Origin of the sequence: Microbacterium sp. (assembly GCF_047605725.1) — a bacterium.
Taxonomy (GTDB): domain Bacteria; phylum Actinomycetota; class Actinomycetes; order Actinomycetales; family Microbacteriaceae; genus Microbacterium.
This window is the reverse complement of record NZ_JASGFE010000064.1, coordinates 1-14,713: the sequence shown is the minus strand read 5'-3', so window position 1 is coordinate 14,713 and position 14,713 is coordinate 1. Positions and strand designations below refer to the sequence as shown.

General features: G+C 72.0%; 9 protein-coding genes. 3 read left to right on the top strand and 6 right to left on the bottom strand.

Annotation, left to right across the window (positions count from 1 at the left end):
• Nucleotides 1-514 (bottom strand): MazG nucleotide pyrophosphohydrolase domain-containing protein (locus tag QM641_RS11825; protein ID WP_415116712.1); only part of this gene is annotated, 514 nt, incomplete at its 3' end.
• An 87-nt stretch (nt 515-601) separates the two neighbouring features.
• Here QM641_RS11825 and QM641_RS11820 point away from each other — a divergent pair.
• Nucleotides 602-3,265, top strand: coding sequence for a phosphoenolpyruvate carboxylase (locus QM641_RS11820; protein WP_415116710.1), 2,664 nt, complete (start codon nt 602-604; stop codon nt 3,263-3,265).
• A 1-nt stretch (nt 3,266) separates the two neighbouring features.
• On the opposite strand, the gene QM641_RS11815 is transcribed toward QM641_RS11820, so the two are convergent.
• A complete protein-coding gene (locus QM641_RS11815) occupies nt 3,267-3,866 on the bottom strand; it encodes a gamma carbonic anhydrase family protein (protein ID WP_415116714.1) in 600 nt (199 codons plus the stop codon).
• Nucleotides 3,867-4,009: 143 nt separating this feature from the next.
• On the opposite strand from QM641_RS11815, the gene QM641_RS11810 reads away from it, so the two are divergent.
• Both QM641_RS11810 and QM641_RS11805 read left to right on the top strand, forming a co-directional pair.
• Nucleotides 4,010-5,311, top strand: a complete 1,302-nt coding sequence (locus QM641_RS11810) for an aspartate aminotransferase family protein (protein WP_415116708.1) — start codon at nt 4,010-4,012, stop codon at nt 5,309-5,311.
• Nucleotides 5,312-5,475: 164 nt separating this feature from the next.
• Nucleotides 5,476-6,603 carry a carboxylate-amine ligase gene (locus QM641_RS11805; RefSeq protein ID WP_415116706.1) on the top strand — a complete coding sequence of 376 codons (1,128 nt, stop codon included), beginning with the start codon at nt 5,476-5,478 and terminating at the stop codon, nt 6,601-6,603.
• Nucleotides 6,604-6,628: 25 nt separating this feature from the next.
• Here the strand turns inward: QM641_RS11805 and QM641_RS11800 are convergent, their stop codons facing one another.
• The 4 genes from QM641_RS11800 to QM641_RS11785 form a co-directional block, all read right to left on the bottom strand.
• Nucleotides 6,629-8,140, bottom strand: coding sequence for a DUF222 domain-containing protein (locus QM641_RS11800; RefSeq protein WP_415116704.1), 1,512 nt, complete (start codon nt 8,138-8,140; stop codon nt 6,629-6,631).
• 440 nt (nt 8,141-8,580) lie between these two features.
• Nucleotides 8,581-9,282, bottom strand: a complete 702-nt coding sequence (locus tag QM641_RS11795; protein WP_415116702.1) for a gamma-glutamyl-gamma-aminobutyrate hydrolase family protein — start codon at nt 9,280-9,282, stop codon at nt 8,581-8,583.
• Complete coding sequence (gene mfd, locus QM641_RS11790) at nt 9,279-12,944, bottom strand: transcription-repair coupling factor (protein WP_415116700.1); 3,666 nt, start codon at nt 12,942-12,944, stop codon at nt 9,279-9,281. Before mfd ends, QM641_RS11795 begins: the two co-directional genes overlap by 4 nt.
• Nucleotides 12,945-13,127: 183 nt before the next feature.
• On the bottom strand, nt 13,128-14,594 hold the full coding sequence (locus QM641_RS11785) for a serine hydrolase domain-containing protein (RefSeq protein WP_415116698.1): 1,467 nt from the start codon (nt 14,592-14,594) through the stop codon (nt 13,128-13,130).
• Nucleotides 14,595-14,713 lie beyond the last annotated feature (119 nt).

Below are 14,713 nucleotides of genomic sequence, written 5' to 3'. Positions count from 1 at the left end.
CGGGGGCGGGCGCGGGGTCGGGGGCGGGGGCGGGCGCGGGGCCGGCAGGCAGGCCCACGGCGGCCGCTCTGCCGAGCAGCTTCTGCGCGAGCGCGAGCGACGGCATCCGCTCGCTCACCCCGTCGAGCACACTCGTGCGCTCGCGCTTCTCCGCGGCCTTCGCGGCGTTCCACAGCTCGAGCACCCGCTCGGGAGTCTCGGCGGTCTCCCCCGCAAAGACGTGCGGATGCCGACGCACCATCTTCTCGGTCAGCCCCCGCGCGACGTCATCGATGTCGAACGGATCCTCGGGGTCGCGCGAGGCGATCTCGGCGTGGAACAGCACCTGCCACAGCAGGTCGCCGAGCTCTTCGCGGAGGTCTGCGCGCGTGCCCTCCTCGATCGCGTCGACGAGCTCGGACGACTCCTCCACGAGATAGGGCACAAGGTCGCGATGCCCGATGCGCTGCGTCCACACGCAGCGGTCCCGGACGGCCCGCATCGTCTCGGCGGCGACCCGCAGCGGATCGGTCATGCCGGTGCCTCCTGTCGCGCTGCCCGCGCGATCCTCGCGACCGCGGGCGTGACGTGAAGGTAACACGGTGCCATTAGCGTTGACGTCATGCGTGAACCGACCCGGACCGAGGCCATCGACCTCGTCGGCCGATACGAAGCCGGTCAAGAGCTCCCCGAGGCCATGCGCGCCGACGTGCGCTTCCTCGGCGCGATGCTCGGCCGAGTGCTGCGCGAGAGCGGCTCGCCCGGACTGTACGAGGACGTCGAGCGCCTGCGCACCGCGACGATCGCCGCCTACACCGACGAGTCGCCCGAGGCGTTCGAGCGGGCCGCCGCGATCGCCGACTCGTTCACCGTGTCCCGTGCCGACGAGGTGGCCCGCGCGTTCACGGCGTACTTCCACCTCGTCAACCTCGCCGAGGAGCACCAGCGCGTGCGGGCGCTGCGCGAGCGCGACGGCCGTCCCGACCGCGCGGATGCGGACTCGCTCGCCTCGGCCTACGCCCGGCTCGCCGATGAGATCGGCGAGGACGCCGCCCGCGAGCGCCTCGACGGACTGCGGTTCCACCCGGTGTTCACGGCGCACCCCACCGAGGCGCGGCGCCGGGCCGTGTCGATGAGCATCCGACGTCTGGCGGGCCTCCTCGACGACCACGACTCCTCACGCGTGGCCGGTGCCGACCGGCGGCGCGCCGAACGGCGGATGCTGGAGGAGATCGACACCCTGTGGCGCACCGCGCCGCTGCGGGCGCAGAAGCCGACCCCGACCGACGAGGTCCGCGCCGTCATGGCCGTCTTCGACGACACCCTCTACTCGTCCGTGCCGCGGGTGTACCGGCGCGCCGACGACGCGATCCAGGGCGACCGCGGCGGCCTGAGCGAGCCGGTCGTGCCGGCCTTCGTGCGGCTGGGCACCTGGGTGGGCGGCGACCGCGACGGCAACCCCTTCGTGACGGCATCGGTCACGAGGAAGGCGGCAGACATCGCTGCCGAGCACGTGCTGATGGGCCTGGAGCGCACGACCGTGCGCGTGGCCCGCGGGCTCACCCTCGACGCCGACTCCACGCCGCCGAGCGCGGAGCTGGTGGCGCTGATCGACGCGCTCTCCGCCACCGACGAGGAGGGCGCCGCCGATGCCCGCAAGCGCTCGGTGGGCGAGCCGCACAAGCAGGCGCTGCTGCTGCTGGCGCGCCGCATCACGGCGACGCGCGTGCGCGCCGCCGGCGCCTACGCCGATCCGGAGGAACTGCTGGCGGGGCTGCGCGCCGTTCGGTCCTCGCTGCTGTCCGCCGGTGCGCTGCGGCAGGCCTACGGGCACCTGCAGCAGCTGATCTGGCAGGTCGAGACGTTCGGGTTCCATCTCGCCGAGCTGGAGGTGCGCCAGCACTCCGTCGTGCACGCGCGGGTGCTCGCCGAGTGCGAGTCGGGCGAGCCGCTGAGCGACCTCGCCCAGGAGGTGCTCGAGGTCTTCCGCACGATCGCCGGCATCCAGCAGCGGCTCGGCCCGCGCGCCGCCGGTCGCTACATCGTCTCGTTCACCCGGTCGGCGACCGACCTCGCGAACGTGCACGCCCTGGCTCGCCACGCCGTGGGACCGGATGCCGCCCTGCCCACCCTCGATGTCATCCCGCTGTTCGAGACGTTCGCCGATCTGCAGGCCGCACCCGGAATCCTCGCCGAGATCGTCGAGCACCCGGTCGTGGCGGCGCGGCTGGCGGCCACCGACCGCCGCCTGGAGGTCATGCTCGGCTACTCCGACTCCTCCAAGGACGTCGGGCCGGTCGCCGCGAACATCGCCCTCTACGAGGCGCAGGCCCGGATCGCGGCGTGGGCGCGGGCGAACGGCATCCGCCTCACCCTCTTCCACGGTCGCGGCGGCGCCCTCGGGCGCGGCGGCGGGCCGGCGAACTCCGCGATCCTGGCCCAGCCCCCGCACTCGGTCGACGGACGCTTCAAGCTCACCGAGCAGGGCGAGGTGATCTTCGCCCGCTACGGCGACCCGGCCATCGCGATGCGGCACATCGACCAGGTCGCCGCGGCGATCCTCCTCGCCTCGGCGCCTTCGATCGAACAGCGCAACCGGGCCGCCGCGGAGCGCTACGCGCGGGTCGCCGAGACGATGGATGCCGCGTCCCGTGAACGGTTCTTCTCGCTCGTGAAGGCGCCGGGGTTCGCCCCCTGGTTCGCCACCGTGACCCCCATGGAGGAGATCGGCCTGCTCGCCCTCGGCTCGCGCCCCGCGCGCCGAGGACTGTCGGTGGGATCGCTCGAAGACCTCAGGGCGATCCCCTGGGTGTTCGCGTGGACGCAGGCTCGCATCAACCTGGCGGGGTGGTTCGGTCTCGGCACGGCGCTGGAGGCCGTCGGCGACGAGGACCTGCTGCGGGAGGCCTATCGCGAGTGGCCACTGCTTCACACCGTGGTCGACAACGTCGCGATGAGCCTCGCGAAGGCCGACCCCCGCATCGCCCGCCGCTACCTCGCCCTCGGCGACCGCGACGACCTCGCCGAGCTCGTGATGGACGAGCTGGAGCTGACCGGAGACTGGGTCACCCGCATCGTCGGCGGCAACGGACTGCTGGCCAACAAGCCCATCCTCCAGCGCGCCGTGAAGATGCGCAGCCCCTACGTCGACGCCCTCTCGCTGCTGCAGCTGCGGGCCCTGCGCGCGCTGCGCTCGGCGGACGAACGCGCCGACGCGCACGAGTGGCAGCGGCTGCTGCTGCTGTCGGTCAGCGGCGTGGCGGCGGGCCTGCAGAACACCGGGTGAGTCAGTCGACCCGCCGGTCGTCGGCGTGCCGGGCCAGCGAGATCGCGTACCGCTCGGTGAGCTGCACCATGAGGTCGGGCGTCTCGCGGTCGACCCCGAAGACGTAGCCGGGGAAGTCGAGCTCGGGCTGGGCGGCACCGATCTGCTCGTACCGGTCCGGTGAGAACAGGCGCGCCGGGTCGCCGACGGCCACCCAGCCGATGGGCACGACCGTGCCCTCCGCGAGCACAGTCTGCCGGAGCACGATCGCGTTGATCCGCACCTCGCAGCCGCGCCCGAGCCGCGCACCGTTGAAGACCCGTGCCCCCGAGGCGAGGAACACCTCCTCGGCGAGCGTGGCTCCTGCCACGCTCGCGAGCGTGCCGATCAGCGTGTGATCGCCGATGCGCACGGCGTGTGCGGAGGTGGCGCGCACGAGCGCGTTCTCCATCACGATGACGTGCTCGCCGAGGGTGACCGGGCCTCCCTCGGCCGTGAGGACCGCGCCGTGGAGCACCTGGCATCCCGCGCCGATCGTGACGTCCCCCGAGACGACGGCGGTCGGAGCGACCACCGCGTCGGGGTGGATGCGGGGACGCGCCCCGAGATGCTCGAACTGCACGCGAACCTCCTCGCTCATCGTCAGCGTACGTCGACCCGGCGCGCGCGTCGAGACGCGGCGTCGGGCGGGACGCTGGGAATACGCCCGCGTCGAAGGCCCTGTCGCGCACGCGACGCGGCGGCCGCATCCTCTAACGTGGAACGGTGACCTCCCGCAACGCACAGATCGCCGCCGCCGACCGTCGGCACGTCTTCCACTCGTGGTCCGCCCAGGCAAGCCTCGACCCGCTTCCCCTGGCCGGCGGCCTCGGCTGCGAGGTGTGGGATGCCGACGGCAAACGCTACCTCGACTTCTCCAGCCAGCTCGTCAACGTGAACATCGGGCACCAGCATCCGCGGATCGTCGAGGCGATCCAGCGTCAGGCTGCGGAACTGGCGACCGTCGCCCCCGCCCACGCGAACGCGACGCGCGCGCGGGCCGCGGAGCTCGTGCTGGAGCAGGCGCCGGACGGCTTCTCGAAGGTGTTCTTCACCAACGGCGGCGCCGACGCGAACGAGAACGCGGTGCGTCTGGCCCGATTGACCACCGGCCGCGACAAGGTGATCTCGCACTACCGCTCGTACCACGGCAACACGGGGGCGGCGATCGCCGCCACCGGCGACTGGCGCCGCGTTCCCAACGAGTACGCGCGCGGCCACGTGCACGTGTTCGGCCCGTACCTGTACCGCACGGAGTTCTGGGCCGAGACCCCCGAGCAGGAGTCGGAGCGGGCGCTGCGTCACCTGGAGCGCACGATCCAGGCCGAGGGCCCCGACTCGGTCGCCGCGATCCTGTTCGAGACGATCCCCGGCACCGCCGGCATCCTCGTCCCCCCGCCGGGTTATCTCGCCGGCGTCCGGCGCATCGCCGACGAGTACGGCATCGTCCTGATCCTCGACGAGGTCATGGCCGGCTTCGCCCGCACCGGCGAGTGGTTCGCCTTCGAGGGCTTCGACGTGCGTCCCGACCTCATCACGTTCGCGAAGGGCGTCAACTCCGGCTACGTGCCGGTGGGCGGCGTGATCATCTCCGACCCGATCGCGGCGGCGTTCGACGAGCGCGTGTTCCCCGGCGGGCTGACCTATTCGGGGCATCCGCTCGCCGCGGCGAGCATCGTCGCCTCGATCGAGGCGATGCGCGAGGAGAAGGTCGTCGAGAACGCGCGGGCGATCGGGCAGGACGTGCTGAAGCCCCGCCTGGAGGCGCTGCTGGACAGCTCCCCGCTCGTGGGCGAGGTGCGCGGTCGCGGCGTGTTCTGGGCCGTCGAGCTGGTCGAGGACCGCGACACCCGCGCTCCCCTGCCCGCGGCCCGCATCGGCGCGCTCAAGGCGGATCTTCTCGGCCGGGGCCTGCTGCCCTTCTTCGCGGAGAACCGGCTGCACGTGGTGCCGCCGGCGGTCATCACCGCCGACGAGGCGAATGTCGGCGTCGACCTCATCGAGGAGGGGCTCGCCGCGATCGCGTAGCGGCGGCATCCGTTCGCTGCACAAAGTCGGAGATCTGCGCTTCGTCGGACGCCGCCGCGCGGCGCGCTCCGACACTGTGCAGATCTCCGACGAACTGCCGCGTAGCCGGTGCTTGCCGCCGGGGCCCCGAGGCGCTGAGATGGGGGGAACGGAAGGATGCCGCGATGGAGCGACCCGAGTTCACCATCGGTATCGAGGAGGAGTACCTCCTGGTCGACCGCGATTCCCGAGCGCTCGCGGTGGCCCCGCCGGGGTTCATCGAGGAGTGCGCGGCGATCCTGCAGGACCAGGTCAGTCCCGAGTTCAAGCAGTGCCAGGTCGAGGTCGGCTCTCGCGTGTGCCGCACCGCCGCCGACGCCCGCGACGAGCTGCGCCGGCTCCGCTCCGCCGTCTCCGCACAGGCCGCGCGCCACGGGCTCGTGCCCATCGCCGCGTCGTGCCACCCGTTCGCGGACTGGAAGGAGCACCACCACACGCCCAAGGAGCGCTACGACGGACTGGAGCGGGCCCTCGCCGGGGTGGCGCGGCGGCTCCTGATCTGCGGATGCCACGTGCACGTCGGCATCGGCGACGACGCGCTGCGGGCCGACCTGCTGCAGCAGATGCCGTATTTCCTCCCGCACCTGCTGGCGCTGTCGACCTCGTCGCCGTTCTGGCAGGGCGAGGACACCGGCCTGGCCTCCTACCGCATCTCGGTGTTCGACAACCTGCCGCGCACGGGGCTCCCGCCCGAGTACCAGAGCTGGGGCGAGTACCAGCGGTCGATCGGCGTGCTGATCGACCTCGGCATCATCGAGGACTCGTCGAAGATCTGGTGGGATCTGCGCCCGTCGCACTCGTATCCGACGCTGGAGACCCGCATCATGGACGTCTCTCCCCGACTGGAGGATGCCATCACGCTGGCATCGCTGACCCAGTCGATCATGCGGATGCTGTGGCGGCTGCGGGTGCGCAACCAGCGCTGGCGCAGCTACGGGCGCTTCCTCGTGGGCGAGAACCGCTGGCGCGCCCAGCGCTACGGGACCACCGAGGGCCTCATCGACTTCGGGCGGAACGCCATCGTGCCCTTCCCCGAGCTCATGGCCGAGCTCGTCGAGCTGATCGAGGAGGACACCGAGGCCCTCCAGTGCCGCGCCGAGATCGAACGCGTGCTGAGCATCGCCGCGTCGGGCAGTTCCGCCGAACGCCAGCGGGCCGCCGCGGCGCGGGCCGTGGCATCCGGAGCCGACCTCGACGGCGCGATGGCGGCCGTCGTGGACCACCTCGTCGAGGAGTTCCACCAGGACCTGTGACGCCGTCACGTGCCCGCCCGCCGGTTCAGGCGGCGAGGTGGTAGTGGGTGTTGCGGCCGGGTCTGGGGGTGCGGGCTGTGTCGAGCCAGGGCGGCGGGATGAACCACACCCGCGCCCGGGTGCCCGTACCGTCGACACGGATGTCCCATCCGTCGTCGTGGACCCGGTGGTGGCAGGCGACGCACAGGGCGATCGCGTTGTCGAGGTCGGTTCTGCCGCTATCACGGGCCCACCAGTTCAGGTGGTGGACGACGGTCATCGACGGGGGAAGCCCGCAGCACGCGCACCCACCATCACGCTCCAGGATCGCGAGCTTCTGTGCCGGGGTGAACAGTCGCTTCGCTCGGCCCCAGTCGAGGATCTCACTGTCCCCACCCAGCACGCACGGGATGACCTGTCCGTCGACGGCCATCCGCCGTACCGTCCCCGCCGACACCGGCACCGTGATCCCGTCGATCGTCCCCGCCCCGATCCCGGATTCGAGGTCGTTCAGGTTCACCCGCACGATGATCGTGGCAGACGGTGTGGTGGGCGCCTGATCGCAACCCAGGGCATGCCGGCACAGGTCCGAGAGCGCGTCCGCGTACAACTGCTTCACACTCCGGACATCCACCGGCACCCCACTGTCGCTGTCACAGCGCTCGGATGCCGCAGCACCCTCGCAGGCATCAGCACCGTCGCGGGCATCAGCACCGTCGCGGGCATCAGCATCGTCGCGGGCATCAGCATCGTCGCAGGCATCAGCATCGTCGCAGGCATCGGTGTCGTCGCCCGCGCAGCCACCGGTCGTAGGCGCCTGCCGCATAGTGTCGCGGCGGGCGAGCATGCCACCCACGAGGTCTTCCAGCGCGGCTTTGATCGGCGCCCCGGTCTCGGGGTCGAACCGCCCGTCCACCACGATCGCCCCGGCACGGTCCTCCCGCACGATCAGGTACCGGGCATCGCGCAGCTCCCGCTCCCGCGGCTCGATCCCGTCCGGATCCAGATACGCCTCCGCCCGGGTCAGCAGCTTCTGCAACTCGTCAGAGGCCAGCCCGGGAGCTGCGGCCACGAGCGTCTCCTCCATCGCGTCCACGGCCGCGGTGTCCACACGGGGAGGGAGGCGATCCAGCATCCGGGTGATCTCCGCCCCCGCCGCCACGCTCAACCCGCCCGCCGTCAACGCCTCCGCGACATGCCGGCGCCTCGCGGGGAGCGTCTCCCCGGTCAGCGACACCCGCGCCGCGGTGGCCTCCCCGACCGCGACCAGCCGGGCCGCATCGGGCACCGACGTGCCCGTGGTCGCGGAGATCAGCTTCGCCGGAGTGCGGTACCCCTGCCGCTTCGCAAGAGACTCCCTCCCCAACTCCGGCCGGGACTGCCGGGCGATCTCCGCCGCCACCGGCGCATACGCCGCATCCACCGCCCGCCGCAACGCCCCGAACGCCTCATTCACCCCCATCAACTCCCCCACCGGCAACCCCGCCACCGCACGACCACCCGCACGAGCACGCAACGCCACCAACGCCGCGCCCACGAGTTCAAGAAGATCGTCCATACGGTCGATACTAGCACACCAAACCGACAGTGTCGAACATCTCTGCGACTGAACTCGCAGCGGTTCAACTCGCTCTGCTCACTCGAACAACAGCACACTCACGCGCCTATTGATCGACACGAGCGCGAGATCACCCCAAGGTGCGACAACCGCCCTCGCCGGCAGCGCGACCTGAGATCGATGACATTCGCTGCTTTGTTCGTAGACGGCAAAGGCTGATGCCTTCGTGATGACCAGCGGGCTCTGGCGCTGCAGCCAGCCATGGGAACCAGGTGAGCGGCGCGCTGATCGTGCGCCCATCGCCGAGCACGACCGTGACCGCAGACGACGACACGGTCACGGCAACCGCGGTGGCATCACGAACCGAAGAACTTCGCGGTGCCGTGCTGACGCTCGACATGCACGGACCCGCCCAGGGCGACGCGCGTGAACAAACGCGGTCAGCGCGCCGCGCGGGCGAAGTCCTCCACCAGGGACCGGAGCACCGCCGGGTCGGCGGCGGCGTCTTCGGGATGCCACTGCACGCCCACGACCCACGCGTCGCCGGGCAGCTCGACAGCCTCCACGATCCCGTCCGGCGCGACCGCCGAGACCACGAGCCCGTCGCCGAGCCGGTCGACGGCCTGGTGGTGGCCGGAGCGGATCGCGTGCACGCCCGCCCCGACGATGCCCGCCAGCCGCGTGTCCTCGCGCACGAGAACATCGTGCGTGACCATCGGCGACGCCGTTGCGCGATGAATGCCTTCGCCGAGATCCTGTACGAGGGTGCCGCCGAGCGCGACGTTCAGCAGTTGCGTGCCACGGCAGATCGTGAGCACCGGGATGCCGCGACCGAGCGCGTCGCGCAGCAGAGCGATCTCGAAGGCGTCGGCTGCGGCATCCGCCGCGTCCATCAGAGCACCGGCCGGCGCGGCGACGTACACACCCGGATCGATGTCCGCGCCGCCGAGCACGATGACGCCGCGCGCCTGCGCGACCAGGTCGTCGGCCGCGGCATCCGGATCGGCCGCGTTGACCCAGCGCGGGCGGAGCCCCGCCGCCTCCACCGCCGCGCCGGCGATGTCGGCGAGCGCACGCAGCCGGCGTGCGAAGTCCGCATCGTGACGCGGCGTGGCGCTGGAGGACGACATCACGACGGTCATGCCGGCGCCTCCGCGACCGGCAGCGGGAAGAGCTGATCGAGCAGCTGCCCGACCCAGGCGATGAGCTCTGCGTCGCCGACCCGCTCCCCCGCGGCGGTCGGCAGCGGCACGACGACCGCCTCTCCCCCGGCCAGGAGCTTCGCCTTCGGGTACAGCCGCTGCATCCGCACGCGCAGCGAGTCGGGCAGGCGCGCGGGCGCGATGCGCAGATTGGGGCCCATCGCGACGACGTCGGTGAGTCCCGACTGCGCGGCGCGACGGCGCAGTCGCGCGACCGCGAACAGGCCCTCGACCTCGGCGGGCGGCTCGCCGTAGCGGTCGGTCAGCTCCTCGCGCACAGAGTCGATGGCATCCTCAGCCGCCGATGCCCTCCCCACGCCCCCTCCCGCCGGCGCTGACGCGCCGCCGCGAGCCTCCGGGCGCGGGGCCCCAGCCGCCGCCGAAAGCTTCTGGTAGGCCTCGAGCCGGAGCCGCTCGCTGTCGACGTAGTCCTCGGGGATGCGCGCGTCCACGGGCAGTTCGAGCCGCAGCTCCGCCGGGCCCTCGACGTCCTCGCCGCGGAAGGAGGCGACCGCCTCGCCGATCATCCGCAGGTACAGGTCGAAGCCGACCCCCGCGATGTGCCCGGCCTGCTCGGCGCCGAGGAGGTTCCCCGCGCCGCGCAGTTCGAGGTCTTTCAGGGCCACCTGCATCCCCGATCCGAGGTCGTTGTTGACGGCGATCGTCTCCAGCCGGTCGGCGGCGGTCTCGGACAGCGGCTTGTTCTCGTCGTAGAGGAAGTAGGCGTACGCCCGCTCGCGCCCGCGCCCGACGCGCCCGCGCAGCTGGTGCAGCTGCGACAGCCCGTACTTGTCGGCCCGGTCGATGATGATCGTGTTGGCGTTGGAGATGTCCAGGCCCGTCTCGATGATCGTCGTGCACACCAGCACGTCGGAGCGGCGCTCCCAGAAGTCATCCACGACCTGCTCGAGCGCGTGCTCGCCCAGCTGCCCGTGCGCGACCGCGATGCGCGCCTCGGGCACGAGCTCGGCCAGCTGCGAGGCGACCCGCTGGATCGACTGCACGCGGTTGTGGACGTAGAACACCTGCCCCTCGCGCAGCAGCTCGCGACGGATCGCCGCCGAGACCTGCCGGTCGCTGCGCGGTCCGACATAGGTGAGGATCGGATGCCGATCCTCGGGCGGCGTCTGCAGCGTCGACATCTCGCGGATGCCGGTGACCGCCATCTCCAGCGTCCGCGGGATGGGCGTCGCGCTCATGGCGAGGATGTCGACGTTCGTCTTGAGCTTCTTCAGCTGGTCCTTGTGCTCGACGCCGAAGCGCTGCTCCTCGTCGATGATGAGAAGTCCCAGGTTTCGGAACCGGACCTTCTCGGTGAGGATGCGGTGCGTGCCGATCACGAGGTCGACCGTGCCGTCGGCCAGGCCCATGACCGTCTCGCGTGCCTCCCGATCGCTCTGGAAGCGCGAGAGCGCGCGCACCTTCACCGGGAAGCCCGCGAACCGCTCGGTGAAGGTCTCCAGGTGCTGCTTCACGAGCAGCGTCGTGGGCACGAGCATCGCGACCTGGGTGCCGTCCTGGATCGCCTTGAACGCGGCACGGACGGCGACCTCGGTCTTGCCGAAGCCGACGTCGCCGGAGAGCAGCCGGTCCATCGGGATGGGCTTTTCCATGTCGGCCTTGATCTCGTCGATCGTCTGCAGCTGGTCGGGCGTCTCGGCGAACGGGAACGCCTCTTCCAGCTCGCGCTGCCAGGGTGTATCAGGCCCGAACGCATATCCCTTCGCGGCCATACGCGCCGAATAGAGCTTGACGAGCTCGACGGCGATGTCGCGCACGGCCTTGCGGGCACGGCCCTTCGCCGCGGCCCAGTCGCTGCCGCCCATCTTCGACAGCGCCGGTGCCTCGCCGCCGACGTAGCGCGACAGCAGGTCGAGCTGGTCGGTCGGCACGTACAGCTTGTCGCCCGGGTAGCCGCGCTTGGAAGGCGCGTACTCCAGCACCAGGTACTCGCGCTGCGTCTTGACCGGATTGCGCCCGCCGCTGGACACCTCCCGCTGGACGAGCTCGACGAACCTGCCTATGCCGTGAGTGGAATGCACCACGAAATCGCCGGCCTTGAGCTGCAGCGGGTCGACGACGTTGCGCCGACGGGATGCCAGGCGCTTGACCACGCGGGAGTCCCCGCCGATCGTGCGTCCGTAGAACTCGCTCTCGGTGAGCACCGCGAGCTTCGCCTCGGGCTGCTCGAAGCCGCTCTCCAGCACCGCGGCGACGATGTGCGCGACACCCGGCTCGGGAGCCTCGGCCAGGTCGTCCGACCGCCGGGCGGCGATCCCTCGCTCGGCCAGCACGTCGCGGGTGCGTTCGACCAGGCCCGCGCCGGATGCGGCGACCACGACGCGCCAGCCGTCCGCGAGCAGCGCGCCGACGTGCCCGGTCGCCCCGTCGACGTTGCCGTGGAACGACGGGACGGATGCCGCGGGCACCCGGATCGCGGCGGCCTCCTCCAGCGCCACGTCGAGGTCGGCGCTGACGAGACGTTCGGCCGCGGCATCCGCCTCACCCGAGTCGAAACTGGATACTGTCCACCACACCCCGCCGCGCGCGCGCGCCGCCTCACGCAGCGCGGGCAGGCTCACGAAGTCGCCGGCGCCGAGATCGACCGGGGTGGCCGCGCCCGCCGTGGCGGCACTCCAGGCGGCCTCGAGGAACTCGCGGTTGGTCTCGCCGAGGGTCATGGCGCGCGTGACGGCTCGTTCCGGCTCGACCAGCGCGGTCGCCGCACCCTCGGGGAGGTAGTCGGCGAGGGTCACGAGACCCTCGACGAGGGCGGGGGTCAGCGACTCCATCCCCTCGACCGGGATGCCCTCGCCGAGCTTTTCCAGCATGGCCCGCAGGCCCGGAAGGGCATCGGTGAGCTCCCGGGCGCGGGCACGCACGGCCGGTGTCAGCAGCAGCTCGCGACTGGCGACCAGCTCGACGCGCTCGACGTCGCCGGGCAGGGACCGCTGATCGGCGACCGAGAACGCGCGGATGCCGTCGACTTCGTCACCGAAGAACTCGACCCGGTAGGGGTGTGCCGCCACCGGCGGGAAGACGTCGACGATGCCGCCGCGCACGGCGAACTCGCCGCGTCGCGAGACCAGGTCGACGCGGTGATAGGCGAGCTCGACGAGGCGCTCGGCGAGCTCGCCCAGCTCGTGGCCGCGCGAGCCGACCGAGAGCTCCACGGCGTCGGCATCGGCCAGGCCGGGAGCAAGCGGCTGCAGCGCCGCGCGGACGGACGCGAGGACGACCAGCGGACGCTCGCCCTGCCACCGCGCGATGCGACGGAGCGTGTCGATCCTCTGGCCGACGGTCTCGGCGCTCGGGCTCAGCCGCTCGTGCGGCAGCGTCTCCCACGCCGGCATGTGCAGCACCTCGGCATCGGGCAGCAGCACCGACAGCGCCGCGCCGAGCGACTCCGCGCGGCGCCCGGTGGGCGCGACGACCAGCAGCGCACCGTGGCCCTGCTCGCGGCGCCGCTTGAGCAGGCCGGCCAGCACGGGTGCGGCGAGGCCCTGAACGAGCGAGAAGTCGGCGTCGACGGATGCCGCGGTCCAGGCATCCTGCACGGACTCGGCCTGCGCGAGGGCGCGCACGATCCCGGGAACTGTCACCGGAAGAGTCTACGGCGGCCCCCGGACACCGGCTTGCTGGGGATCCTGCCCCGACCCGCGGGGCCCCACCGACCTCGGAGGCCCCACGAACCTCGGAGAGAGTGACGTACTTCGGAGGATTTCGGCCCGATCCTCCGAACTTCGCGCGATTCTCCGAACTTCGTGCGGGCGCTGGCGCCGCCGCTACGGCATGCGCAGGTCGTGCAGGGCGGTCGGCCAGAGCGGAGCCGTCGCCCAAGCGGCCGTGAACGCACGGTCCCCGAGTGCGCAGGTCACGGTGAGCCGGTGCGGCGTCTCCAGGAAGAGCACGTCGACCACGAGACGCTCGTCCTCGCCGTCCCGCCAGCCGCCGCTCACTGCGATCGGCACGGCGCCGCCGGCACGACTCTCACTCCATGCGTCCACAGAGAGGGTCGCCTCCAGAGGGCCGGATGCCTCGATCAGAGCTATCCGCCAGCCCTCGGTCGTCCGCGTCACCTCGACCGCCTCCGGCGACGGCTGCTCGCGCGGCACGGCGGCGGGCGTGAACCGGATGCCGTCCCAGTCCCTCGCGACGCGCGGCTCCGCCCGCCCCTCCGCCGGCGGGAGCGCCGCCGCGGCCAGCCGGCGCGCCATCCGCTCGTCGGCGCCCGCAGCCTCGGCGCCCGCTGCCCGCTCGGTCTCCCCCGCCCGGGCCTCGGCCGGCCGGACGTCGTCGAGGGCGGGGAGCACGTGCGTCCAGAGCCCGTCGAGCACCGCCTGCATGTCGATCGACGCGCCCGTGATCGCGACCACGAGCTCGTGCTCGGGCAGCACGACGCAGAACTGGCCGTACGCGCCGTCGCCGCGGTAGCCGTGCCGGGCCATCCAGAACTGGAAGCCGTAGCCCTGCCGCCAGTCCGGGCTGTCCTGCCGCGGGGTGCCGATCCGACGGCTGGTGGCCGCCTCGACCCATTCGGCGGGCAAGAGCTGCCGACCCTCCCACCACCCGTTCTGGAGGTAGAGCTGGCCGAGCTTCGCCACGGCATCCGTCGTCGCGTACAGCCCCGTGAAGCCGAGGTTCCGGCCGGGCGGATGCTGCTGCCACCCGGCCTCGTCGATGCCGAGCGGCTCGAACAGGCGCGGCCGCAGGTACTCGACGAGGGTCTGACCGCTCTCGCGCTGGACGATCGCGCCGAGCGCGTACGTGCACAGCTGGTTGTAGGCGAACACGGTACCGGCGTCGGACTCGGGCGGCAGCCGCAGGAACGCGCGGACCGGCTCGGCGGAATCGGCGGCCATCACCGCATCGACGGTGTCGTCGTGGTGGCCGCTGGCCATCGCGGCGATGTGCCGGACGAGCATCGACCGGCTGCGAGGGTCGGTGATCTCGGCATCCCACTCGGGGAAGTACGACAGCACCGTGCGGTCGAGCTCGAGCAGCCCCTCCCCGATCGCGAGGGCCGCCGCCGTGGCGGTGAAGCTCTTGCTCAGCGAGTACAGCAGGTGGACGCGTTCGGCGCGGTACGGCGCCCACCACCCCTCGGCGACGACGCGACCGTGCCGCAGCACCATGAGGCTGTGCAGCTCGACGTCGCGGGCGTCCGACATCGCGTCGAGGAAGGCCTCGACGCCGGCCGCGTCGACCCCCTCGGAGCTCGGAGCGGCGCGTGCGAACTCGGTACCTGACATGTCGGCGAACCTACCAGCGCGGGCGCAGCGTCCTTCACCTGGCGCGTCTGGTCGCCGCCGCCTTGGCGGCTTCAGGGGGCTATTGCAACACCGGGTGTGTGGAGGTTGTGGTGGGTCAG